The 23,786-nt window shown below is 68.1% G+C and carries 23 protein-coding genes; 6 read left to right on the forward strand and 17 right to left on the reverse strand.

What is annotated here, in order from left to right:
* Positions 1-39: 39 nt before the first annotated feature.
* The 7 genes from AC5Y5V_RS18075 to lmeA form a co-directional block, all read right to left on the reverse strand.
* Positions 40-1,539 carry a sensor domain-containing protein gene (locus AC5Y5V_RS18075; protein ID WP_499938012.1) on the reverse strand — a complete coding sequence of 500 codons (1,500 nt, stop codon included), beginning with the start codon at positions 1,537-1,539 and terminating at the stop codon, positions 40-42.
* A 139-nt stretch (positions 1,540-1,678) separates the two neighbouring features.
* Positions 1,679-4,048 (reverse strand): hypothetical protein, encoded by a 2,370-nt coding sequence (locus AC5Y5V_RS18080; RefSeq protein ID WP_499938014.1) that lies wholly within the window; start codon positions 4,046-4,048, stop codon positions 1,679-1,681.
* A gap of 62 nt (positions 4,049-4,110) precedes the next feature.
* A complete protein-coding gene (locus AC5Y5V_RS18085; protein ID WP_499938016.1) occupies positions 4,111-4,764 on the reverse strand; it encodes a heme-binding beta-barrel domain-containing protein in 654 nt (217 codons plus the stop codon).
* 139 nt (positions 4,765-4,903) lie between these two features.
* Positions 4,904-5,206 carry a DUF1416 domain-containing protein gene (locus AC5Y5V_RS18090; protein WP_499938018.1) on the reverse strand — a complete coding sequence of 101 codons (303 nt, stop codon included), beginning with the start codon at positions 5,204-5,206 and terminating at the stop codon, positions 4,904-4,906.
* 1 nt (position 5,207) lies between these two features.
* Entirely contained in the window at positions 5,208-6,041 is an 834-nt protein-coding gene (locus AC5Y5V_RS18095) for a sulfurtransferase (protein ID WP_499938021.1), read from the reverse strand.
* Positions 6,042-6,260: 219 nt separating this feature from the next.
* Positions 6,261-6,374: an Ms5788A family Cys-rich leader peptide gene (locus AC5Y5V_RS18100; RefSeq protein ID WP_499938023.1), complete on the reverse strand. Its 114-nt coding sequence runs from the start codon at positions 6,372-6,374 to the stop codon at positions 6,261-6,263.
* Positions 6,375-6,425: 51 nt separating this feature from the next.
* Positions 6,426-7,232 carry a mannan chain length control protein LmeA gene (lmeA, locus tag AC5Y5V_RS18105; protein ID WP_499938025.1) on the reverse strand — a complete coding sequence of 269 codons (807 nt, stop codon included), beginning with the start codon at positions 7,230-7,232 and terminating at the stop codon, positions 6,426-6,428.
* Positions 7,233-7,393: 161 nt separating this feature from the next.
* On the opposite strand from lmeA, the gene AC5Y5V_RS18110 reads away from it, so the two are divergent.
* The 4 genes from AC5Y5V_RS18110 to pstB all read left to right on the forward strand — a co-directional run bounded on the left by AC5Y5V_RS18110 (position 7,394) and on the right by pstB (position 11,122).
* Complete coding sequence (locus tag AC5Y5V_RS18110; RefSeq protein WP_499938081.1) at positions 7,394-8,164, forward strand: winged helix-turn-helix transcriptional regulator; 771 nt, start codon at positions 7,394-7,396, stop codon at positions 8,162-8,164.
* Positions 8,161-9,093, forward strand: coding sequence for a mycothiol synthase (mshD, locus tag AC5Y5V_RS18115; protein WP_499938027.1), 933 nt, complete (start codon positions 8,161-8,163; stop codon positions 9,091-9,093). Before AC5Y5V_RS18110 ends, mshD begins: the two co-directional genes overlap by 4 nt.
* 145 nt (positions 9,094-9,238) lie before the next feature.
* Positions 9,239-10,336 (forward strand): phosphate ABC transporter substrate-binding protein PstS, encoded by a 1,098-nt coding sequence (pstS, locus tag AC5Y5V_RS18120; protein WP_499938083.1) that lies wholly within the window; start codon positions 9,239-9,241, stop codon positions 10,334-10,336.
* Between the two features lie 9 nt (positions 10,337-10,345).
* Positions 10,346-11,122, forward strand: a complete 777-nt coding sequence (pstB, locus tag AC5Y5V_RS18125) for a phosphate ABC transporter ATP-binding protein PstB (protein WP_499938029.1) — start codon at positions 10,346-10,348, stop codon at positions 11,120-11,122.
* 4 nt (positions 11,123-11,126) lie between these two features.
* On the opposite strand, the gene phoU is transcribed toward pstB, so the two are convergent.
* The 5 genes from phoU to AC5Y5V_RS18150 all read right to left on the reverse strand — a co-directional run bounded on the left by phoU (position 11,127) and on the right by AC5Y5V_RS18150 (position 17,156).
* The gene (phoU, locus tag AC5Y5V_RS18130) at positions 11,127-11,795 is read right to left on the reverse strand and encodes a phosphate signaling complex protein PhoU (protein WP_499938032.1); all 669 of its coding nucleotides are present in this window, start codon (positions 11,793-11,795) and stop codon (positions 11,127-11,129) included.
* A gap of 55 nt (positions 11,796-11,850) precedes the next feature.
* The gene (locus AC5Y5V_RS18135) at positions 11,851-14,058 is read right to left on the reverse strand and encodes an LCP family protein (RefSeq protein ID WP_499938034.1); all 2,208 of its coding nucleotides are present in this window, start codon (positions 14,056-14,058) and stop codon (positions 11,851-11,853) included.
* Between the two features lie 158 nt (positions 14,059-14,216).
* A complete protein-coding gene (gene dusB / locus AC5Y5V_RS18140) occupies positions 14,217-15,350 on the reverse strand; it encodes a tRNA dihydrouridine synthase DusB (RefSeq protein ID WP_499938036.1) in 1,134 nt (377 codons plus the stop codon).
* Between the two features lie 7 nt (positions 15,351-15,357).
* A complete protein-coding gene (locus AC5Y5V_RS18145) occupies positions 15,358-16,380 on the reverse strand; it encodes an acyl-ACP desaturase (protein ID WP_499938038.1) in 1,023 nt (340 codons plus the stop codon).
* 164 nt (positions 16,381-16,544) lie between these two features.
* Positions 16,545-17,156, reverse strand: a complete 612-nt coding sequence (locus tag AC5Y5V_RS18150; protein ID WP_499938041.1) for a TetR/AcrR family transcriptional regulator — start codon at positions 17,154-17,156, stop codon at positions 16,545-16,547.
* 70 nt (positions 17,157-17,226) lie between these two features.
* Between AC5Y5V_RS18150 and AC5Y5V_RS18155 the strand changes: the two genes are divergently transcribed.
* Positions 17,227-18,237 carry an oxygenase MpaB family protein gene (locus AC5Y5V_RS18155; RefSeq protein WP_499938043.1) on the forward strand — a complete coding sequence of 337 codons (1,011 nt, stop codon included), beginning with the start codon at positions 17,227-17,229 and terminating at the stop codon, positions 18,235-18,237.
* A 19-nt stretch (positions 18,238-18,256) separates the two neighbouring features.
* On the opposite strand, the gene AC5Y5V_RS18160 is transcribed toward AC5Y5V_RS18155, so the two are convergent.
* From AC5Y5V_RS18160 to AC5Y5V_RS18170, 3 genes are read right to left on the reverse strand one after another with little or no spacing between them, the layout of a single operon-like run.
* Positions 18,257-18,469 carry a zinc transporter Slc39a7 gene (locus AC5Y5V_RS18160; protein ID WP_499938046.1) on the reverse strand — a complete coding sequence of 71 codons (213 nt, stop codon included), beginning with the start codon at positions 18,467-18,469 and terminating at the stop codon, positions 18,257-18,259.
* Positions 18,470-18,501: 32 nt separating this feature from the next.
* Complete coding sequence (locus tag AC5Y5V_RS18165; RefSeq protein ID WP_499938048.1) at positions 18,502-18,888, reverse strand: ArsR/SmtB family transcription factor; 387 nt, start codon at positions 18,886-18,888, stop codon at positions 18,502-18,504.
* Between the two features lie 37 nt (positions 18,889-18,925).
* Positions 18,926-19,426, reverse strand: a complete 501-nt coding sequence (locus AC5Y5V_RS18170) for a nucleoside deaminase (RefSeq protein ID WP_499938051.1) — start codon at positions 19,424-19,426, stop codon at positions 18,926-18,928.
* A gap of 94 nt (positions 19,427-19,520) precedes the next feature.
* Between AC5Y5V_RS18170 and AC5Y5V_RS18175 the strand changes: the two genes are divergently transcribed.
* Positions 19,521-20,423 (forward strand): SAM-dependent methyltransferase, encoded by a 903-nt coding sequence (locus AC5Y5V_RS18175; RefSeq protein WP_499938053.1) that lies wholly within the window; start codon positions 19,521-19,523, stop codon positions 20,421-20,423.
* Here AC5Y5V_RS18175 and AC5Y5V_RS18180 read toward each other — a convergent pair.
* Together AC5Y5V_RS18180 and AC5Y5V_RS18185 are read right to left on the reverse strand one after the other, a co-directional pair.
* Positions 20,417-21,229 carry a TIGR04255 family protein gene (locus AC5Y5V_RS18180; protein WP_499938058.1) on the reverse strand — a complete coding sequence of 271 codons (813 nt, stop codon included), beginning with the start codon at positions 21,227-21,229 and terminating at the stop codon, positions 20,417-20,419. The two genes, AC5Y5V_RS18175 and AC5Y5V_RS18180, sit on opposite strands and share 7 nt — an antisense overlap.
* Before the next feature lie 58 nt (positions 21,230-21,287).
* Positions 21,288-23,576, reverse strand: a complete 2,289-nt coding sequence (locus AC5Y5V_RS18185; protein ID WP_499938062.1) for a serine/threonine-protein kinase — start codon at positions 23,574-23,576, stop codon at positions 21,288-21,290.
* Positions 23,577-23,786 lie beyond the last annotated feature (210 nt).

A 23,786-nucleotide genomic window follows, 5' to 3' on the forward strand; every position in this document is an offset into this window, starting at 1 on the left:
GAAGCAATGCTCGGGGGCCGCTCCATATCTAGGGCCGGGTTACTTGGCGACCTTGTCGCCGATCTGTACGGCCAACCGGCTGGCCGCGTCGGTGACGTCAGCCCCGCAGGCGACGACCTCGATGACCACGTCGGACACGGCGTGGATGACGTGCTGGCAGCGCCGGCCATTGGCCTCGGTGCGCACCTGACTGATCTTCGGGCCGGCGACGTCGACCTTCTCGAGCCTCCACTCGACGGTCGTGTTCTTACCGGTGAACTGGACCGTCTTGTCGTCGCACGCCCGCCACTTTGCCGCCGACGCCTCGACGAACGCGCGGGCCTTCTCGGGCGACGGGAATTTCGCCACGCCTTCGACCACGCGGTGCACGTCGTTCGGCGAGTGCATCACCTCGCTGTGGGTTGCGATGGGGTTGTGCGGCGTATAGACCGACTCCTGGAACGGTTCGTACGCCGCCACGCACTCCTCGGGTACCAGCTTGCCCTGCGGCGGACGCAGCTGGCCGCGGCCGGCCGACGCCATGTTCGGATCACCGAGAACCTTGCCGACATCCGCGGCGCCCAGCAGCAGTGTGTCGACGCCGCCGGTGGCCGCGGCGGGGGTGGCTCCGGCACCGGCGGCGCCGTTCGGCGCGGCCGTCGGCTTGCGGCCGCCCCCGCCCTGCGTGGCGAAGACCACGATCAGCGCGATCGCCACCACGGCCGCCACCGCGGCGCCGCCGATGATCAGCGGCCGTTTGCTCGACGGCCCGCTTGCGGGGGCCGAGATGGGTTGCCCCGCAGGCGCTGGCGCGCGGACGGGGGCGGAGGCCGCCGGCGCGGCGGGGGCCGGCGCGGTCGGCGCCTCGGTGGCGGTCGGCGCCGGGCCCCTCGGTGTGCCGTCCCTGGCCTCGATTTCGGCCAGCACGTTGTCGATTTCGGTGCGCGTGCGGTAGGTGACGTCGTGACGCATCCGCAGCATCCGCAGCAACTGGGCGATGTCGCTGCGGGCGCTGGGATCCTCGCCGTCCTCGTCGAATCCGGACCGCAGCTCGACCAGCAACTGCAGCTGTTGTTGGGGTGTGAGTTCCTTCTCCGACAGGGTGTTGCCCAACCGGGTGATGTAGCCGAACGGCACGGGCGGTTCGTCGGGCAGGGGAGAGGGCAGCGGTTCGGCCTTGTCCCGCAGGGCGTGTATCGCGGTGACCAGCTGGATACCGGCGTCGACGGACGGGTTCTGGTAGTCGATGATCTGCAGGCTCGACACCGGGTTCACCCGCATGCTGTCGACAGGCCCCACCTGCACGGGAAGGATCGGCCGGTTCAGGGCCTGCGCGTAGCGCAGTTCGGCCAGGCTGGGCTTGGACTGCAACCAGTTGCTCGACAGCGCGACGATGAACACGTCACAGGAGCGGATCTGCTCGAGGATCGCGTTCCACCATGCGTCGCCACCGCCCAGCTCCTGGTCGAACCAGACCTTCTGCTGGGCACGCTTCAGCGCGGTCGTCAACGCCTCGAGCGACGTCCTGTCCTGGCTCGAGTAGCTGATAAATATGGCCATCGGGAAACCCTCCACTGGGGGCACTGGGGAGCTAACACGGCGAATCCGTCATGCGACGGTAGCGCATGGCAGCACGCGGGGGACCGACTTGGGCAAACACGAAGTTGCACAACGGTGATGCGTTTTGTCGGGGCCGTCATCAATCCTTGTCGGAGACGGGGGCTTCCGTCTGGGCGTGGAATTCGGCGTAGCGCTCGGCAAACTCGTGGCCGGGGACGGGCCACTGCTCGCCCTCGCTGCCGCGCACGATCCAGTCGCCGTCCTCGGCGGTGGTGGGACCCTCCAGCGTGTTGACGGTCTCACCCGCCTGGGCCGGACGCGCCTGCACGCGCCCCTTTCGGCGCCACAGCCCCTCGCCGGCCGGCGCGTAGGTGGCGTGGAAGATGTCGTCGCGGACCGACCACGTCTTGCCGTCCGACTGCACCGCCCAGTCCCCGGCGTCGGCGTGCATGGTGTGCCCGGAATCCGACGTCCACGTCCACGGCGCGCTGCGTTGCTCGGCGCGCACCGTCCCGACCCGCGTGAAGGACTGCCAGAGCGGACGGGACCGGTAGCCGAGCTGGCGCAGGCTCCACAGCGTCCCGGCCACGCTGCGCACGACGTTCTTGAGCAGGTCTGGATCGCTTTCGATGACGGACCAGTCGACGAGTTTGTCGTGGATCTTGCGGGCGTCATCCCGCGGCGTGCCGTACTTCCAGCCGTTGCGGCGGTAGTAGCGGCACCAGTCCTCGTGCTCTGCCCGGGCCATGGCCAGCGCCGCGGGTTCGTCAAAGCCCATGCGGGACAGCTGTTCCAGTGGCGGCGAATCGGCCATGTCGTGCCCAGACAGCTGCGGCGGCGGGCTGCCCCAGGTGTTCCAGGTGTGTCCGGCGATCTGTTCGACCATCCACAGGGCCGTGCGCACCTGACGCCGGTTCGACCCGCGGTAGAACTCACTCAGCTCCGCCCAGGGCACTGCGGCGGGACCGCGCGGCCAGCTCGGGTCGAGCGTCGACACGTAGCGCTCGTGAATCAGCCGAGCGGCCCGTTCCCACGCATCCTGGACCTGGCCCTCGCGGGTGTCCAGGACCAGGGAGTAGGACTGCAGCATGCCGACGATCTGGATCGCGTCGTCGGCGATGCTGGTGTTGCGGTCCGACGTGTAGACCGGCAGCTCGGGGAAGCGTGCGGCCAGCCGGGAGCCGGTGTTTGCGGTGTGGGTATCCACCAGGATGACGGCGCTGGCCCCGGGGTCGCCGGCGCCGATCAGGCCGAGCAGGGTGGGGATCGACGGGGCCTCGGCCACGGCGTCGATCTGCGGGCCGGTGGAAGCGAATCCCGCTTGGAGGCGGTAGAACTCGTGATCCTTGAGATAGTCGTCGGCGTCCCTCTCCACCAGCGTGAGCGCGGGCAGCGGGACCGCGCCGGGCGGGGTATAGAAGTCGCGTTCCAGGGCGCGGCGGGTCAGGTCGGCACACAGGGCCAAAGTCAACTGCGAAGTGCCGCAGACGAATATGCGCTTGGTGCGGCCCGTCGCGATGATGCCGTCGAGCAGCCGGCTGGCCGTCACCTCGTACTTGCCCGTCACGTCCGCCGCCCAGCGGGTGTCGGCCCCGCCGAACTGCTGGGCGCGCCACGCCTCCGCCAGCCACGGGTCGTCGATGCGCACGACGAGCGGAAGCCGCCGCTTGTCAGCGACCTCGGACAACCGGCGACTGATCAGGTCCAGCCACAACAGGTTGATCGCCGGATCGGGCGCCATCAGGTAGAGCCGGCCCAGATGCCGCCACAGGCGTAGTGACACCAGGGTGGACGGAGTGTTGAAGTCCACCAGCACCACTCGGGCGCCCAGCCGCCGGATCCGCTGTACCCGGTCGTCGCCCGCGCTCGTGATGACGACCAGTGTGCTGCGCCGGTCCAGGGTCCGCGCGACCGCGCTGATCATCGATTCGGTGTCGTCGCTGACCCCCACGATGGCGGTGACGGAGTCGGCGAGGTTGGCCCGCAGCCGGTCCACCTGGGACCGGAAGACGCCGACCACGACGCCGCCGAGGCCGGTGAAGATCGCCGACACCGCTGCCATTCGGGCCAATTCGAGGCCGACCGGGGTGGGACTGGGGCAGACCTGGCCGCCCAGCGAGTAGTCGCCGCTGCTCCCCTTGATCAGCTGGGCGGTCAACATCAGCGGCGTGAAGACGGCCGGGTGGTTGGCGTCGTGGCAGCGCCAGTACGAGCTGAGGCCCAGGATCGCGCTCATCGTGATGAGAACCGCGATCACGGTGAACGACACGCCCACCAACCGGTGGCTGCCCTGGGACCGGAAGATCAGCAGGCACACCGCGGCCAACACCGCGACGACGATCGTAGTCGTCGCCATCGACCCCGGCTGGCCGAACCATTGCAGCCCCGCCGGCAACGCGTCGAGGATCCCCGGCTGTGCGGCGACAGCCGCGAGGTAGACGACGAGCAGCAAGCCGATCGCGGAGACGACGCGCCGCACCGCCGGCGGAGCCGTCCTGGTGGGGCGCATCCGCCGACCTCCCGGGCTGTTGGTTTGCTCGGAGGTCGAACAGTACACGCAGAAAGAGCGCGCTAACCGACGAATCGGGACAGTCGCGCCGAAAGGTGCGGCACCAGGCCGCCGTCGGCGTCCACGCGCTCCTCGACGTAGGCCAGGTCGCCGCCCTCGACGATGCCGTAGAGTCGCTTGGCGCCGCCGACCAGCACGCCAGATCGACTGCGGGCCAACGCATCTGTGACCAACTCCCACGACGACTGGTTGCGCGGGCGGCCGTAGAACAGTTCGACGTAGCCGGCCGAATGCGCCAGCAACAGTTCGATTGCCTGCGACTCGCTGGGGTCATCGGGATCGCTCACGAACCGCCAGAAGCCCGCCTCGCGCAGGCCCGGCTCCTGATATTCGCCCGCCTCGTCGAGCCGCCAGGACCGGGCTTCCCAGTTCAGATAGTCGCCGCCGTCGTGCGACACCACGATCTGCTGGCCGAACCGGTAGTCACCGTCGGGCCCCCGGCCCTCACCCTCGCCGCGCCACACGCCGACCAGCGGCAACAGCGCCAGCAGGGCGTCGTTCAGGTTGGCGCCCTTGCGCAGGTTGGCGGTGTCGGCGGGCAGCGGGAGGTCGTCGAAGGCCGGGATGTTGCGGGCCGCGGTGGCTTTTGAGCGTGCGGCCGCCTGGGCGACCGCATCGTTCGAACCGGCAGGCCCAGCCGACTCGTCGGACGTCACGACTCGTCGGTGATGAGCCGGTACAGCGTGTACAGCGCGAACCAGGTGATGACGAGGGTCGCCGCCACGAGCATGATCTCGAAGAAGAGCACCACGGGGACGAGTCTATTCGGCCCGGCCCTGTTCTGGGGACACCCCGTCAGGCGATCTTGACGTCCACCTCGTGGATGCCGGCGCCCGATGGCGCAACGATGGCGTCACCGTTGCCGACTGCGGACAGCGCGCGCAGCGTCCAGGATCCGGGCGCGGCGAAGAACCGGAAGTCACCGGTGGCCGACGCGACGACCTCCGCGGTGAACTCGTCGGACGAGTCCAGCAGGCGCACGAACGCGCCGCCGACCGCCTGGCCGTCGCGGTCCACGACGCGCCCGGTGATCACCGTCTCCTTCTCCAGGTCGACGCTGGCGGGCAACGTCAGTCCTTGCTTCGGTGCAGTGCACATGTCAGCTTCCCAACTCGATCGGGGCGCCCACCAGGGAGCCGTATTCGGTCCAACTGCCGTCGTAGTTCTTGACGTTCTGATGTCCCAGCAATTCCTGCAGAACGAACCAGGTGTGTGACGAACGTTCCCCGATTCGACAGTAGGCAATCGTTTCCTTGCTGCCGTCCAGGCCGGCGGCGGCGTAGAGCTTGGCGAGTTCCTCGTCCGACTTGAAGGTGCCGTCCTCGTTGGCTGCCTTGCTCCACGGCACGTTGATGGCGCCGGGGATGTGTCCCGGCCGCTGGCTCTGTTCCTGCGGCAGGTGGGCGGGGGCCAGGATCTTGCCGGAGAACTCGTCGGGGGAGCGCACGTCGACCAGGTTCTTCACGTTGATCGCCGCGATGACCTCGTCGCGGAACGCGCGGATCGAGTTGTCCGGCGCCTTGGCGCTGTAAGAGGTCGCGGGCCGGCTGACCGGGTCGCTGGACAGCGGGCGGCCGTCGAGCTCCCACTTCTTGCGTCCGCCGTCGAGCAGCTTGACCTTGTCGTGGCCGTACAGCTTGAAGTACCAGTACGCGTAGGCCGCGAACCAGTTGTTGTTGCCGCCGTAGAGGATCACCGTGTCGTCGTTGCCGATGCCCCGGTCGGACAACAGCTTGGAGAACTGCTCGGCGTCGACGAAGTCGCGCTTGACGGGGTCTTGCAAGTCGTCGCGCCAGTCCAACTTGATCGCGCCGGCGATGTGACCGCCGTCGTAAGCGCTGGTGTCCTCGTCGACTTCGACGAAGACGATGTCGGCGGCGTCGAGATTGCTCTCAGCCCAGTCGGCAGAGACCAGGACGTCGGAGCGTGCCATGGTGGGGATTCCTTTCGATTACCTACTTGAAGAGCCTGGTTAGGCGGGATTGGGGGCACGTCGCAGGCGTGCCAGGCGTGCGCGGGGGGTGTTACTGCTCGACACGGGGTGCTACTCCTAGGTACTCCGGTGGCACGGAAAATGGGGACAGGCAGGGGGAGACGGGGCCACGGAAGGACTCCGGGCTGCTCCGAGCGCGGCGCGGGAAGGCGCGGCTACTCAGCAGCTACAGCAACAACAACAACCCGCGATGCGGCACAGAACGACTGCGCGACGCTTGGTGAGCAATGGCTCGATGCGGGATGACACGACGCACAGCTTACCTAATGACATAGTGATCAAGCCAACAGCGCTACCAGCGCGAATCGGTGCGATCGTCCGGCGTCACGACTGTTTGAAACCTTCGAGCGTCACGGTCACCCCCCGCGTGATGCCTTCGATGATGACGTCCGAGCCGCGCGCTCCCACCGTCGTCGGCCCTACCCCGAACGGCAACCGCTGGTCGGGCAGCCTGGCTGTGAACGCGCGCAGCACGGCGTCCTTCTTGTCGTCGGGAACCGGCTGGTCGGCCGTGTCGGGCCCGGTCATGATGCCGGTGGGAGTGAACACCAGCGTCGCCGGGTCGTCGGGGGCGATGGACAGGTCCACCGAGACGCTGACCCGGTGGTTGAAGTTGGCGGCTTTCGGGGTGCCGCTGAATACCAGCCCGTGGTTGCCGGAAATCCCCGATTCAGTGGTGCCGCCGGTGGCGTCGTTGGTCTCCGCCGGCGGCGCCTCGACCATCAGGTCGGTGATGCCCAGCCAGCGGCCCAGATGCGTCGAGCCGATGATGATGCGGCTCTCCAGCTTTCCTACCGGAAGCTTCGCGTCGGGCCTGATCAGCCACGACGCATCGGTGAGGTCGATCGAATGCATGGTCGCTTCGAGGGTCGCCTTGCCCACCACCGCATGGTCGACGGCGTTGGCCTTGATCTCGAGCTCGTTGTAGTGGCGGCCCATCGCCTGCGGGATGAACGGGAACGCCAGAATCGCGACGAAGGGGTCAGACCCCAGGTGGGCGGCCTTGCGGACGTTGGACGACAGCCGGTATTCGGCGTAGATGCTGGCCCCGTAGTCGACGGCGACGGCCCCGCCGGCGATGACCGCCACGGCGATGCCCACCGCGATCACCGCGAGCGTCATCCTGCGCATTCGAACATTGTGGCCCACCCGTGCTCCTTGTCGGTCGCTAACGCCACAGCATCGTCATCAGGCTAAAGATCGAGGCGCAAGTTATCGTTAGTTGACCTTTGCCACTACAAACTCATGGCTTGTGAACTTGGGAGATGCCTTCCCACAAGCGCTGGAGGGGCTTGTTGGAGCTACTACTGCTGACATCAGAGCTGCATCCTGACCCGGTGCTGCCGGCGTTGTCGCTGCTCCCTCACGCCGTGCGGACGGCGCCGGCCGAGCCGTCTTCGTTGCTGGAGGCGGGCACCGCGGACGCGGTCATCGTCGACGCCCGCCAGGATTTGTCGGCCGCACGCGGCCTGTGCAGGCTGCTGAGCACGGCGGGCCGCTCGGTCGCGGTGCTGGCGGTGGTGAGCGAGGGTGGACTGGTCGCGGTCAGCGCCGACTGGGGCCTGGACGAGATCCTGCTGCCCACCACCGGGCCCGCCGAGGTCGACGCCCGGCTGCGGCTGGTGATCGGCCGTCGCGGCGGGCTCGCCGACCAGGAAAGCGCCGGCAAGGTGACCCTCGGCGAGCTCGTGATCGACGAAGGCACCTACACCGCGCGGCTGCGGGGCCGCCCGCTTGACCTCACCTATAAGGAGTTCGAGCTGCTGAAGTACCTGGCGCAGCACGCCGGCCGGGTGTTCACCCGCGCGCAACTGCTGCACGAGGTGTGGGGGTATGACTTCTTCGGCGGCACCCGGACCGTCGACGTGCACGTGCGCCGCCTGCGGGCCAAACTGGGTCCCGAGCACGAGGCCCTGATCGGCACGGTACGCAACGTCGGGTACAAGGCCGTCCGGCCGGCGCGCGGGCGGGCGCCGATCGCCGAGTCCGACGACGAAGACGACGGCGAGGCGGAGCGCGACGGTGCTGAAGAGCCGCTCGTCGACCCGCTGCGCGCTCAGTGACCCAGCCGCGCTGGCGTTCCGCGCTCACCGCCGAAGAACAACAGGGCGTGCGTGAAATTGTCACCGCGGCAACCGAATTCGATGCGGTCGCGCCGGTCGGTGAACAGGTCTTGCGCGAACTCGGCCAGCAGCGTACCGAGCATCTGCTGGTCGACGGACCGGGTGGCACGATCAGCGGCTACCTCAACCTCAGCTCGCCGCGCGACGGCGAGGCCGCGATGGCCGAGATGGTGGTGCACCCGCAGGCGCGCCGCCGCGGCATCGGCTCGGCGCTGGCGCGGGCAACGATGGCCAGGACCGGCGGGCGCAACCACTTCTGGGCGCACGGCACGCTGGAGCCGGCACGGGCGACGGCGTCGGCGCTGGGTCTGGTGACGGTCCGCGAGCTGGTGCAGATGCGGCGCCCGCTGCGGGACGTGCCCGACCCGCCGATCCCCGACGACGTCGTCGTGCGCACGTACGCGGGCGCGGCCGACGACGCCGAGCTGCTGCGGGTCAACAACGCCGCGTTCGCGTACCACCCGGAGCAGGGCGGCTGGACCGCCGAGCAGATCGAGGAACGGCGCAACGAGCCGTGGTTCGACCCCGAGGGGCTGTTCCTGGCGTTCGACTCCGGAACCGGAGACGCGGGCGGGCTGCTCGGATTCCACTGGACCAAGATCCACGCCGACCATCCCGGCCTGGGTGAGGTCTACGTCGTCGGCGTCGACCCGTCGGCGCAGGGCCGCGGTCTGGGGAAGGTCCTGACGGCGATCGGTGTGGCGTCGCTGGCGCGACGGTTGGCGGGCTCGGCCGAGCCCACGGTGATGCTTTACGTAGAGTCGGACAACGTGGCAGCCGTGCGGACATATCAGCGACTGGGCTTCACGACCTACAGCGTCGACACCGCCTACGCACCGGCGGGCGCCGACGACGTCCCGGCTGAATGAGTGGTTCCACGTCGTTCTGGCGTACACGGACGCATCCCTCCGGTGCGACTTGGCAACCTCATGTCACGAAGACGGCCGCGGCGGGCGACGGACGAAAGTGAGATCTGTGGGGCTCCACGGGGCGGGGCGGGCGGTGGTGTCGGCGATGGCGCCGGTGGTCACCACCTGCGTCGTCACCGCTGCGCTGGTGACCGCCTGCGGCGACGACGGCAGGCCCGGGGCCCCGTCGTCGGCCAACGCCGGAGGCCGGGCCGCCGCGGTGAGCTGCGGCGGCAAGAACGAACTGGTCGCGGAGGGGTCCAGCGCCCAGAGCAGCGCGATCGCACTCTTCAGCCAGGTGTGGGGTCAGCTGTGTTCCGGCAAGAAGGTGTCCTACAAGGCGACCGGGTCGAGTTCGGGCCGCGAGCAGTTCATCGCCGGTCACGTCGACGTCGCGGGCGCGGACTCGCCGCTGGTCTCGGAGCAGATCGCCCCGGCCGCCCGGCGCTGCAACGGACATCCGGCCTGGGACCTGCCGCTGGTGTTCGGCCCGGTCGCGCTGGTGTTCAACCTGCCCGGCGTGCCGACGCTGGTCGTCAACGGCGACGCGCTGGCCAAGATTTTCAGCGGCGTGATCACGACGTGGAATGATCCGACGCTCGCGGCCCTCAATCGCGGTGTTGCGCTGCCGGACAGCAGGATCACGCCGGTATACCGCGCGGATCCGTCCGGGACCACCGACAACTTCCAGCGCTATCTGACGATCGCCGCGCCGCAGAGCTGGACCCAGGGAGTCGGCGCCAGGTTTCAGGGTGGTAGCGGCCAGGGCGCCGCCAACTCGGCGGGTGTCATCCAAGCGGTCCGCACCACGCCGGGGGCCATCGGCTACGTCGAAAAGGGGCTCGCAGACCAGGCCGGGGTGCCGTACGCGCAGATCGACAGCGGGCGCGGCGCGGTCCCGCTCACCAACGACACGGCCCGCAACGCCGTCACCGCCGCCAGGTTCGTGGCGGGCGGCAACGACCTGGTCCTCGACCTGTACTCGGTCTACGGCAGCCACGAGCCGAACGCCTACCCGTTTGTGTTGGCCACCTACTCGATTGTGTGCTCGGCGGGATACGACGGGGACACCGCCGCGGCGGTCAAGTCCTTCCTTACCGTGGCCGCCGACGAGGGCCAGGCAGGCCTTTCCGAACGCGGCTACGTGTCGCTGCCCGATAAAGTCAAGGTGCGTTTAACCACCGCGATCAACGCGATGCAGTAGGAGCACTAAGTGGCCAAGAGGCTGGACCTGGAGAAGGTCAACATCTACTACGGGGCGTTTCACGCGGTCTCGGACGTGTCGCTGTCGATCCTGCCCCGCAGCGTGACGGCGTTCATCGGCGCGTCGGGCTGCGGCAAGACGACGGTGTTGCGGACGCTGAACCGCATGCACGAGGTCATCGCCGGTGCCCGGGTGGAGGGTTCGGTGATGCTCGACGACGAGGACATCTATGCCCCCGGCATCGACCCGGTGGGCGTGCGCCGGGCGATCGGGATGGTGTTCCAGCGGCCGAACCCGTTCCCCGCGATGTCGATTCGCGACAACGTGGTGGCGGGCCTGAAGTTGCAGGGGGTGCGCAACCGCAAGGTGCTCGACGAGACCGCCGAATACTCGCTGCGCGGCGCGAACCTCTGGGATGAGGTCAAGGACCGGTTGCACAAGCCCGGCGGCGGACTGTCCGGAGGGCAGCAGCAGCGGTTGTGCATCGCCCGGGCGATCGCGGTGCGACCCGACGTGCTGCTGATGGACGAGCCATGCTCCGCGCTGGACCCCATCTCGACCATGGCCATCGAGGATCTGATCGGTGAGCTGAAGCAGGAATACACCATCGTCATCGTCACCCACAACATGCAGCAGGCCGCGCGGGTCAGCGATCACACCGCCTTCTTCAACCTGGAGGCGGTCGGCAGGCCCGGCCGACTAGTGGAGATCGACGAGACGGAGAAGATCTTCTCCAACCCGAGCCAGAAGGCGACCGAGGACTATATTTCCGGCCGCTTCGGCTAGCCGCCTAGCTCGAGGTGGTAGTCGCGGTGTCGTCGGGGAACCTGCCGGTGGCCTGGAAGATGACTCGCCGCGCGACCTCGACGGCGTGGTCGGCGAAGCGTTCGTAGAACCGGCCCAGCAGTGTCACGTCGACGGCGGCCGCGACGCCATGGCGCCACTCGCGGTCCATCAGCACGGTAAACAGGTGCCGGTGCAGATCGTCCATCGCGTCGTCTTCTTCGCGGATCCGGGCGGCCTTCTCCGGGTCGCGCGACAGCACCACCTCTTGCGCGCTGTTGCCCAATTCGACTGCGACTCTGCCCATTTCGGCGAAGTAGCCGTTGACCTCCTCGGGCAGTGCGTGCTGGGGGTGCCGGCGCCGGGCGATCTTGGCGACGTGCAGGGCCAGCGCGCCCATCCGGTCGATGTCGGCCACCATCTGGATGGCGCTGACGATGGCCCGGAGGTCGCCGGCGACCGGCGCCTGCAACGCCAGCAGCACGAACGCGGTTTCCTCGGCGTGGGTGCTCAGCGTCGCGATCTTTTCGTGGTCGGAGATCACCTGCTCGGCCAGCACGAGATCGGCCTGCAGCAGGGCCTGGGTTGCCCGCTCCATCGCGATCCCGGCAAGGCCGCACATATCGCCGAGCTGCCCGGACAAATCCGAGAGTTGCTCATGGTAGGCGGTCCGCATGGGTCAAGCCTACGTTCTAGAGCTCCAAAAGAGCTGACAAGCGGGGACGAAACACCTATTCGCAGGTGGTATCGGCGGCGTTGGTGACGGTCAGGTCGCCGGGCAGCTTCGTCGGCGAGCTGCTGGAGTTGCGCTCGATCTGCACGCTGACCGACGAGCCGCTGGGCGCGGGAGCGGACACGGAGTTGAAGTCCGGGCCCAGCACCACCTGGACCACCTGCCCGATTCCGGTGACTCGCTGGACCTTCGAATTCGTGAACGACGACGCCACGGTGGCGGCCGCCTGCTCATTGCCGGGCGAGAAGAACACCGTGGTCGCCCGCAGCGAGCTCGGGTAGTCGTCGGGCGTCATCACGTTGAAGCCGTTGTGTTTCAGCTGGTTACTGGCGATCGTGGCGAGGCCGGTCTGCGCCGTCGAGTTGGAGACCTGCACAGTGACGTCGTGCGGCGAGGTCGTCGTGACCTGCTCGCGGTGACCCTCGGGCGTCGCGCTGGGCGGCGCCGGCTTCTTGGTGTTGGGCGCGGTCGTCGGGCCCGCGGTGGGAGAGGTCCCCAGGCTCTGGGCGTTGTGATCGTTCTCCAGCGGCAGCGGATCGTCGTTGATGATGGCCGTGAAGAGCGCCTTCATGTCGGCGGTGCGGGGCGGCTCATCGCCGTTCTGGTCCGTAATGCCCGTCGGGACAGTGACGAACGTCACATGCCCGGCGGCCATGTGCTGCAGCGATTGACCCAGCGCGACGAGGTCCTTGGTCCGCACGTTGTCCACGTAGCTGTTCGCGATGAACATGTTGACGACGTTGTTCAGCTTGTTCAGGTTGAGCAGCGTGTCTTCGGAGATCAGCGCCCTCAGCAGCGACGACACGAACAGCTGCTGGCGCTTGATGCGGCCGTAGTCGCCGTTGAATTCCGTGGTGACCTGGCGGGCGCGCACGTAGTTCAGTGCGGTTGCGCCATTGATTTTCTGCCGCCCGGAGTGCGCCAGCACGGTGCCCAGTTCGTAGTCCTTGAGCGGGGTGGCGCTGCAGACCTCGACGCCGCCGAGCGCCTCGACCATCCGCGCGAACCCGACGAAGTCGACGGCGATGAAACGGTTGATGCTCAGGCCGGACAGCTTCTGGATTTCCTTCACCAGGCACTTCGGGCCGCCGAACGAGAACGTCGAGTTGAGTTTGGTCTCGGTGTACACCATCCGCGGGCCCGTCTTGCCCGTCTTCGGATCGTAGATGGGGCCGTACTTGCCGTTTTCGGGGTTCCAGGCCTCGCACTGCATCGGGGTGATCGCGAGGTCGCGAGGGAACGAGACGGCCACCACCCGCTGCCGGTTGGCGGGGATGTTGACCAGCATCACCGTGTCCGAGCGCGCGCCCCCGGCGTCCTCGCTGTCGCCGGCGCCGATGTTGGCGTTCGCTCCCAACCGCGAGTCCATGCCGACGATCAGGAAGTTCTCGTCGCCGTACTGGCCGTTGGGGTCGACGATGTCGGCGGAGTGCGGGTCCAGCGCGCTGACGGTGTTCAACCGGCTGTTCTTCGAATTGCTCCAGTGCCATGCACCGCCGGTCATGGCCAGCGCCAACGCGGCTAGCACGGCGGCCAGCGAACGCGCGGCGATCAGGATCGGGCGGCGCGATCGGCGCTTGCGCTCCGGGGCCCGGGCCTTGGGGGGCCTCCGGCCGAACCGCCGGCGGTGCGGCGTGCGCTTCGCGTCCGGTGCCTCGGATGTCTGCGGTGATTCGGATTCCGGTTCGGCGCTCAGCTCGCAGGCGGCTTCGAAGTCGTCGTCGTCGCTCGGGTAATTGGCCGTCTCGAAAGCGCCCAAATCGGGCAGCTCCGAGGCGAGGTCGAGCGAATAGGCCGGGGTGTCGATGACCTGCGTGTCCAGCAGGTCGCTGCGGTAGTCGTCGTCGTCCACGGCGTCCGGGGCCACCCGGTGGTGCCGGGGCCGGGCCGGGGCCTTGGCGCCGACCTTGGCGAGCAGGTCCGCGACGCTGATCGCGCCGCTGCTGTGCGAACCGATCTTGTGCGGGCCCGACGGGGGTTCGGCGGCCGGTGGCACCTCGCTGGGGGCGGGCCGTTCCGGGTCGCGCGCGGCGGGCGGCTCGGCCTGCCACAGGTGCGCGCCATTGTCCGGTTCCGGTACGGAAAACCGTTCCCACGGCGCGGCGGCTAGCGTTCGGGGGGCCTTTGGGGTAATTCGTTGGTCAGCACTGTCGGCGCTGGATGCGCGTCGACGGCCGGACGTGGCGTCGTACTCGCCGTCACCCATGTCCAGCCGGCCTCCGAACTCTCCAAACGGACCCTGAATCGCACCTCGTGACGCGAAGGCGGCGCCGCCACTCGCACTACCGCGATCAAACTGAAACGCGGCAAGGCTCACATCGTACTGAGTTATCGGGCCGGACGCGATTTCGAGTGTGTTTCGAATCAACCACCCGAATGCATGACGTCCGCGGCCGCGGGCACCGTGCAGTCGTCGGGGTCGTCCAGCCAGCCCTCGGGCAGGGACACTCGGGCCGGGGAACCCTGCCGGCCCCGGGGGCCGTGCGCGGCGTCCGGGAACGGGACGCCGCCGTCGAGCCGGTCCAACAGCCCGTCGAGCTCGTCGAGCGTCTTGACCAGCGCCAGTGCCTGCCGCAAGTCGGACCCGGCGGGAAAGCCGTGCAGGTACCAGCCGATGTGCTTGCGGATGTCGCGCATGCCTTTGTCCTCGCCGAAATGCTCGGCCAGCAGGCGGCCGTGCCGCCGGATGATGGTGGCGACCTCGCCCAGCGTGGGCGGGACCGGCGCCGGGCCGCCGGTGAACGCCGCAGAGAGCTCGGCGAACAGCCACGGCCGGCCCAGACAGCCGCGACCGATCACCACGCCGTCGCATCCGGTGGCCGCCATCATCGTCAGCGCATCGCTGGCGTCGTAGATGTCGCCGTTTCCGAGCACCGGAATCGTGCGGACCTGCTGCTTGAGCGCGGCGATCTGGTCCCAGTCGGCGGTGCCGGAGTAGCGCTGAGCGGCGGTCCGCGCGTGCAGCGCCACCGCGGCCGCGCCCTCGGCCTCGGCGATCCGGCCCGCGTCCAGGTGCGTGTGGTGGTCGTCGTCGATGCCGATGCGGAACTTGACGGTCACCGGCACGTCGGTGCCCTCGGTGGCGCGCACGGCCGCGGCGACGATCTGACCGAACAGCCGCCGCTTGTAGGGCAGCGCCGCCCCACCGCCGCGCTTGGTCACCTTGGGCACCGGGCAGCCGAAGTTCATGTCGATGTGATCGGCCAGACCCTCCTGCGCGACCATCCTGGCGGCCGCGTACGTGGTGGCGGGGTCGACGGCATACAGCTGCAGCGAGCGTGGCGACTCGTCTGGGGCGAAGCTGGTCATGTGCATGGTGACCGGATGCCGCTCGACGAGCGCGCGGGCGGTTACCATCTCGCAGACGTAGAGCCCGCTGACGGTGCCGACCTTCGACCGCTCCAGTTCGCGGCACAGGGTCCGGAATGCGACGTTGGTCACGCCCGCCATGGGTGCCAGCACAACCGGGCTGGCCAGCTCGATTGGGCCGATGCGCACCGTCCGGCTACCGCCGGCTCATCGTCAGCTTGCCCGCTGTCTGGTGCAGCTCGAACGCGGTAGTCCGCTTGCCGGTCCGGAGTTCCCGGTCGAGTTGGCGCTGCTTGGACACCTCGAACTTGTCGCAGGACGCCTCGAGCTCCTTGATCAGCACGCCCAGGTCGTCGCGCAGTGCGGCGGCCTCACCGGTGAAGTCCTCGCGCTCGAAGATGCGCCATTTCTTCAGCACCGGCATGACGACGTCGTCCAGATGGATGCGCGGGTCGTACACACCGCCGACCGCGATCAGGACCGCCTTGCGGCGGAATTCGGGCACCTGGAAGCCGGGCATCTGGAAGTTGCGCAGGATCTTGTGCAACGACCTCATCGCCTGATTGGGAGCAGCCTCGAAACCCGCCTCGCTGACATCGCGGTAGAAGATCATGTGCAGGTTCTCGTCAGCGGAGATTTTGGCCAGTAGCTGGTCGGCGACCGTCTCGTTGCAGGCCTTGCCGGTGTTGCGGTGCGAAATCCGGGTCGCGAGCTCCTGGAACGTGACATAGATGACCGAGTCGAACAGGCTTTCGGCGAACAAGTCGTCGCGGACCTGGTGGTTCTGGCCCGGGCTGAAGCCCCGGTTCACCACCTCGACGCGCAGCTTCTCCAGTTCGATCGGGTCGACCGCGCGGGTCACCACCAGGTAGTCGCGCAGCGCGATCCCGTGCCGGTTCTCTTCCGCGGTCCAGCGGTTGACCCACTGGCCCCACGGGCCGTCCAGGCCGAAGTTCATCGCGATCTCGCGGTGATACGACGGCAGATTGTCCTCAGTCATCAGGTTCTGCACCATCGCCACCTGGGCGAGGTCGGAGAGCTTGCTCTCCTCGGGGTGCCAATCCTGGCCGCCGAGCGCATAGAAGTTCTTCCCGTCCGACCACGGGATGTAGTCGTGCGGGTTCCAGTCCTTGTGCATCTTTTCGTGCCGGTTGAGGTATTTCTCGACCACCGGCTCGAGTTCCTGCAGCAGCTGTAGGTTTGTCAGCTCGGCTGACATGGCGCCCCTCCAGTTATCTGTGTCTCGTGGTTGCAGTCAATATATCTGTGTACCCCAGTAGCATCAAGTTTGCCCCGCCGTGCGGCATGTCGAAACCCCGAGTTCGGCGCCGGGGGTTACAGCGCGACGGATTGCGGCGAAAGCGCTGGTCGCCGGGCGGTGGGTCAGTCGTGTGGCGCGGTCGCCGCCGGCGCCGGGGCGTTGGCCGCGCCGAGCAGCATGTCGACGCAGTAATCGATGAAGCGTTCGCGGGTGACCCCGAGCTGGCCGTTCAGGTAAGCGATGAACAGGCCGGTCAGGCCGCCGACCAGGCTGGTCGCGACCAGCTTTTGCTGCACGGGATCGCCGATGCGGGACAGCTTGCGCTGCAGCAGCTCGATGAAGTTCGGCATCCATTCCGCGCCGGACCGGGTGAGGATCGGTTCCACCGTCGGGGCCAGCAGTAGCACCCGCCCGCGCACCGGGTCGTCGACCATCAGCGCCACGAACTGCTCGACGGCCTCGCGCGGGGTCTTAGCCGACGTCAGCGTCGCCATCGCCCGCGCGCACACGTCGTCGTACACCGCGCGCACGAATTGCTCTCGGTCGGAGAAGCTCTCGTAGAAGTAGCGTTCGGTCAGCGCGGCCTTGCGGCATGCCGCGCGCACGGTCAGCGCAGGGCCGGCGTCGCTGCCCAGTAGTTGCACGCCCGCGTCGATCAGGTCGTCGCGGCGCAGCGCGAGGCGAGATTCGAGGGGGACGCCGGACCAACGGCCTCGGCGTTGACCGGACTGCACATCGCTCCTAAACTGCAAAGTGACAACGCATGTAGTCAGAATCACCGAACAGCTACGGGAACTCAGACCAGTGACTCAAGATACGTCCGCGGGCTGCCCGCTGACCAACGAAAACGCCGAAGTCGCGCGCGGCTGCCCGGTGGCGCCGCTCGGTTACGACGCACCCCCGCTCCCGTTGGGACCGGACTCCCTGACGTGGAAGTACTTCGGCGAATGGCGCGGCGTGCTGCAGGGCCCCTGGTCGGGATCCATGCAGAACATGCACCCGCAGCTGGGAGCCGCGGTCATCGAACACTCGACGTTCTTCCGGGAGCGCTGGCCACGGTTGATGCGGTCGCTCTACCCGATCGGCGGGGTGGTGTTCGACGGCGACCGTGCCCCGACGACGGGCGCGGAGGTGCGCGACTACCACACCGAGATCAAGGGCGTCGACGAGCAGGGGCGGCGCTACCACGCGCTGAACCCCGACGTCTTCTACTGGGCGCACGCCACGTTCTTCGTCGGCACGATCATCGTGGCGGAACGGTTTTGCGGCGGTTTGACCGAGGCGCAGAAGCGCCAGCTCTTCGACGAGCACGTCCAGTGGTACCGCATGTACGGCATGAGCATGCGGCCGGTGCCGGAGTCGTGGGAGGCCTTCCAGGCCTACTGGGATCACATGTGCCGCAACGTGTTGGAGAACAATTTCGCGGCCCGCGCCGTGCTCGACCTGACCGCGCTGCCCAAACCTCCGTTCGTGCAATGGATGCCGGACTGGCTGTGGGCCGCGCAGCGCAAGCTTTTGGCGCCCTTCATGGTCTGGCTGACCGTCGGTCTGTACGACCCGCCGGTCCGCGAGCTGATGGGCTACACCTGGTCACGTCGCGACGCGTGGCTGCACCGGCGCTTCGGCGACCTGGTCCGGATGATCTTCGCCGTCGTCCCGCACCGGTACCGCAAGCATCCGCGCGTCCGCGCCGGGTTCGACCGCGCCGCCGGGCGCATCCCGGCCGACGCGCCGCTTGTGGAAACGCCCGCGCGCAACCTGCCGCCGCTGGACGAGCGCGACGACCCGAAGCACTACTGCCCGAAGGTTTCCTAAACCCCGCGGACCGCGCGCGTCAGTTGTGCGCGTGGGCGTGCACTCCTTCGAGGCCGGCCTGGTGCAGGTGCTCGTGGGTGTGCTCGGTGCCGTCGTCGTGAGTGTGTGAGTGCTCGTGTGCGACGTGCTCGTGGTCGTGCGTGGTGTGCGCGTGGGTGTGCGTCTCGTTGTTCGCGCCACTGCCGTGGTGGTGTTCGTGCGCGTGCGGCGCGTCGTGGGTGTGCTCGGTCATGTTCTCTCCTCGGTGATTTCGGCTGCCGGCCGCTAGCCGGCGGTCTCGGGGCTTTCGGCGACCGCCCGCAGCCCGCCGTCGGCGCGGTGGTGCCGGGGGACTCCGGGGCCGGCGTGCTCGGCGTTGAAGACGGCGTCGGTGACGAGCTGGCGGATGTGGTCGTTCTCCAGGCTGTAGAAAATGGTGGTTCCCTCGCGGCGGGTGCGCACCAGCCGCGCCATCCGCAGCTTCGCGAGGTGCTGGGAGACCGACGGCGCCGGCTTGCCCACATGCTCGGCGAGCTCGCTGACCGACATCTCGCGGCTCGTCAGCGACCACAGCACCTGCACGCGGGTGGTGTCGGCCAGCATGCGGAACACCTCGACGATCAGGCTGGCCTGGTCGTCAGGCAGGCGATCTGCACTACTACCTGCATGCATACGCAGATAATAGCCAAAGGGAGGTCGCGGCGCCAGGTCAGCCAGGCGGGACCACCGTGGACTTGCGTTCGCCGCTGTTGCGCTCGTTCCAGAGCCGGTAGACGTCCACCGCGGCGTCCGTCGGCTCGTAGCGCATGGGCAGTCGTCGCTGGTCCCAGCTCTTGGCGAATTCGTCGTAGAAGGTGGCGACCTCGAAGTACTTACGGTCGTCGAGGTAGTACTGCTCGTACTGCTCGCGCATGACCAGGAAGACGACCTCTTTGGGCGAGCAGTAGTACAGCGAGGCCAGGCACATCGGGCACGGGTGGGCGATCGCGTAGACGGTGGCGCCGACGAGGTGCTCGGTGCCCAGTCGCGTGCACGCGTCCCGGATGGCCAGGATCTCGGCGTGGGCGGTGGGATCGTGCGTCTGGGCGACCTTATTGGCGCTTTCGGCGAGGATTTCACCGTCCCGGACGATCACCGACGCGAACGGCCGGCCGCCCTCGGCGACGTTCTGGCGGGCGAGGTCGATGGTGCGCTGGGCAAAGTCCGTCACCATTCGGAGATTAGTCGGCGAAGGGGCTTTGCCGTGTGTGGTATTAACTAGACTGTCTATATTTTGGTGCTGACTTGGGAATGGGGTAGCCGCCATGGCGCGCACCGAACGTGATCGCTGGGATCTCGCGACGAGTGTCGGTGCGACGGCGACGATGGTGGCCGCGCAGCGCGCCCTGGCCACCGATCGCGGTTTCATCGACGACCCGTACGCCGCGGGCCTGGTGCGCGCGGCCGGGCTCGATGTCTATACCCGCCTGGTCAACGACGAGATTCCCCGCACGGAGGACCTAGAGTTCGATCCGGACCGAATGGCCCGCGGAATGGCTTGCCGGACAAGGTTCTTCGATCAGCATTTCCTGGACGCGGCTCGCGACGGCGTCGGGCAGGCGGTGATCCTCGCGTCGGGCCTGGACGCCCGGGGCTACCGGTTGCCGTGGCCACAGGGCACCGTCGTCTACGAGGTGGACCTGCCGGAGGTGATCGAGTTCAAGTCCCTGACTCTCGGTGATCTGGGTGCCGCGCCGACGGCCGAACTCCGGACGGTCGCCGTCGACCTGCGCGACGACTGGGCCTCGGCGCTGCGGTCGGCGGGATTCGACCCGCAGGCGCCCTCGGCGTGGAGCGCCGAGGGGTTGCTGGTCTACCTGCCCGACGATGCGCAGGACGCCTTGTTCGACAACATCACCGAGCTGAGCGCCCCCGAAAGTCGGCTCGCATTCGAATTCGTGCCCGACACCACGGTTTTCACGCAGGACCTGTGGCGCGACCACCACGACCGGATGGCCGAACTCGGTTTCGAAGTCGACTTCAACGAGCTGGTCTACCACGGCCACCGCGGCCACATCATCGAGTACCTGAACGAGCGCCGCTGGCAGACGTCGTCGCGCACGGTGGCAGAGTTGCACGCGGCCAACGGATTTGCCTATCCCGACGACGGCATCGCGTCCGCCTTCGCCGACCAGACCTACAGCACCGCGGTGCTGCGGCCTCACTGACGCAGCAGGTCGTCCTTCAGGCGGCTGGTGATCATCTCCTGAAACACGCTGCGGGCCGGGACGTACAGGTCCTGGAGGGTGGTGACCAGCGCGTCGCGGTTGAACTCGGGAATGGCGCCGTTGGGCGCCCAGAAGCTGTCGATGTCCATGTGGAAGTACGGCCCCGGCTGGACCTGGTTGGCCCGCCGCAGGTGGTAGTTCGGGTCGAGCGCCTGACCAACACCGGGGCCGTAGCGCACGATGACCGCCCGGTTGGGCTGCGGGTCGCGGAACACCGCGGCGCCCTGCCACTCGGTGAGCAGCATGCCGGCCGGGCCGATGGCCTGCGGTCCGAGCAGCGATTCGTTGATCCAGTTGCTCCACTCGATGCGGCCGTCGACGCCCACGGGCACCCGGATCTCGAGCACGTAGCGCAATCCGATGCGCTCCATGCCGACGATCGAGGACACCTGCGCCCGCGCGTCCACGACCTGCATCACGACCTCGAGGAAGCTCTCGAAACTGGTGTAGGCGGTGGTTTCGACGACGATCGCCTGGTTGCGCATCGAGGCGGCGATGGTGTTGTCGCGGTTGACGTAGCGGATGAAGCGTTCGGCGGTCGGCTGTGGGGCGGCGCCGGGGGCGGCCATTCCCCAATTCACGTCCTGGGCTTGACGTTCGATCGGCAGGTGCTCGACCAGCAGGCGCTTGAGCTCCGAGCGCGACGACTCCGAGAGCGAATCCGTTGCCGGGTGACGGATTTCCATCGTGACCAGGGCGATGGGTGCGGTTGGGTTGGCCTCATCGGGATTCATTTCGCAGAGCATAGCCGCCCCTCTGGGCGGCCAAGACGGGACCGGGTTATTGGCCGCGCTCGGCTCCGGACTATGCGCTGTTGACCAGGATTGCGTACTGTGCCGCGGCGCGCTGGCCGGCATCCTTCTGCTCGTTGCTCCACACCTGGGAGACGTAACGCCCGAATGTCACCAGGCATCCGAAGCGGCCGTTGGCGTTGTCCGCCCAGATTTTCTGCTTCTCTTCGAAGCATCTGGCGTTCGGGACGTCCGCGGGTGGCGGGACATCGTGGTCGATGAATTCCTCCCGGACCGCCTCGACCGTCTTGGACAGCAGCGTCAGCGCGGCCTTGTCGTCTCGGGCCCGCAGCAGCTGACTGTCCTTGCCGAACGCACACCGGTCGACCCCGGCCTGTGCGTACAGCCCGTCCTTATGGGCCTGGGGGTCGGCGCACAGCGCGGCCGCGAGCGGTCCCATGCTCCCGAAAGCGAGGGAAATCTTCGGCTGGTCACCCGCGACGAACATGCGGCTGAGCAGGTTGTCCGGATCGCGCGGCAGCGTGGTGAGTCCGACCTCGAGACCGGGAATCAGCTTGGCCGTCAGCGGAGCCTCCAGATCCAACGTGCGCTTGATGCGCTGCAGCAGATAGTCCAGATCGTTGTGGGCGTCGCTGCGAACGCCGATCGAGAGGACCACCCTGCCGGAGGCCATCGTCGCCGCGACCGAGGGGGAATCGGGCCGGAAGTGCGCCTTGGCCTGGGGGTACCCCGGGATCTCGACCGCCTTGTTGGCGGGGTTGACCGCGAAGTCGACGGAATCCATCTCGGTCGCGGCCCGCGCCGCCGAGTCGTCGTTGGGGAAGCTCGTCAACATGACCCGCAGCAGGTCTCCGTTCGACTCGCGGGAGAAGTCAAAGATGCGCTTCGACAGGCCCATGGCCAGGTAGCCGGTGATCATGCCGTATTTCTCCAGCACCGGCTGCGTGAGCGGGGTTCCGGTGCCTGCGATGGACGTCGCCGCGGTCTTCGTGTCGACCACCGCGTTTCCGTAGGTGTGATCCAGGACGGGGTCGACGTCGTAGGGATCGACCACGCCTTCGGCCAGGCGATACCCCTCGAGGAACAGGCCTTCCTCCTTGGTCGCGGTGCCCGTCACGGGCCGGGGTTTGGTGTCGTAGTGCCCGACGTCGAGTTTGCTCAGGTCGATGTGCGGCTTTTGTTCGGACTTGTCGCCGGTCAGCTTCCAGATCCCGACGCCGGCCACGACGGCGATCACCGCGACCAGGGCCGCCGCGATCGCGATCCACCGGCCTTTCTTCTTGGGGGCGGGGCCGGGCTGCGGCCATTGCTGCCAGGGCGGCGGGCCGCCGCCCGGTCCGGTCGGGGGGCCGTACTGCGGCGGGGGCCCGGGGGGCTGGGACCAATTCGGCGGGGGTGTGTGCTGTTGCGGCGGCGGCGGCGGTGTGTGCTGCGCGGGGGGCTGGGTGGACAGCGCCTGGGTGGGCGGAACGCTGACCGGCAGCGTGAAGCTGGCCGTCGCCGAGCCCAGCGCCGCCACCGCCGCCTCGGCCGCGCGGCCAAACTCGCCGGCCGATGCGTAGCGCTCCTCGGGCCGCTTGGCCATGCCGCGCGCGATCACGTCGTCGAGCTCCGGCGGGAGTCCCACCCGCAGGCTGGCTCGCGGGGGCGGCTGCGTCAGATGCGAGGCCACCAGCGTCGCGCGGTCCCCGGTGAACGGCGGTGTGCCGGTCAGGGCCTCGAACAGCACGCACGCCAGCGCGTAGGTGTCGGCGCTGGGCGTGACCTTGGTCTCGTCGCCGGTGAACCGTTCGGGGGCCATGTAGGTCCAGGTGCCCAGCGTGTCGCCGACCTGTGTCAATTTTTGCTCGGTGGCGGCGTTGGCGATGCCGAAGTCGACCAGGTAGGCGAAGTCGTCGGCGGTGATCAGGATGTTGCCCGGCTTCACGTCGCGATGCAGCGCGCCGGCCGCGTGCGCGGCGTCCAGCGCCGAGGCAATCTGGCGGACGATCGACACCGCCCGCGCCGGCGCCAGCGGCCCGGACTGCTTGAGCAGGGTGTCCAGGTCGGTGCCGTTGATCAGCCGCATGTCGACATAGAGCTGGCCGTCGATCTCACCCGTGGAGTGCACGGGCACGACGTGCGGGTCGTGCAGCCGTCCGGCGATGCGGGCCTCGCGTTGGAGGCGCTTCTGATAGTCGGGGTCCTGCGCGTAGGGCCCGGAGATCAGCTTCAGCGCGACCACCCGGTCCATGACGGTGTCCTGAGCTTCATACACCGTGCCCATGCCGCCACTGCCGATTAACCGCTTAAGCAGGTAGGGACCGAACTGCGTCCCGATCTCTGGGCCCGTACCACTCATCGCCGCTCCCCTGTAGCCGGTCACTCACTCATCAGCCACAGCTCCGGCGACCTGTCACGTCGTCATGCGGTCGTTTACGCGCCCGGACGCTGTAGGGGCATAGTAATCCGCCGGGTATTGCTGCACCGCTGTTGAAGTCGGTGTTTTTCGGCGGGATCGGTGCGGTTCGGTACTCGCTTGGTGCCCCCAGTAGGACTCGAACCTACGACC

Source organism: Mycobacterium sp. NGS68, from assembly GCF_059812195.1.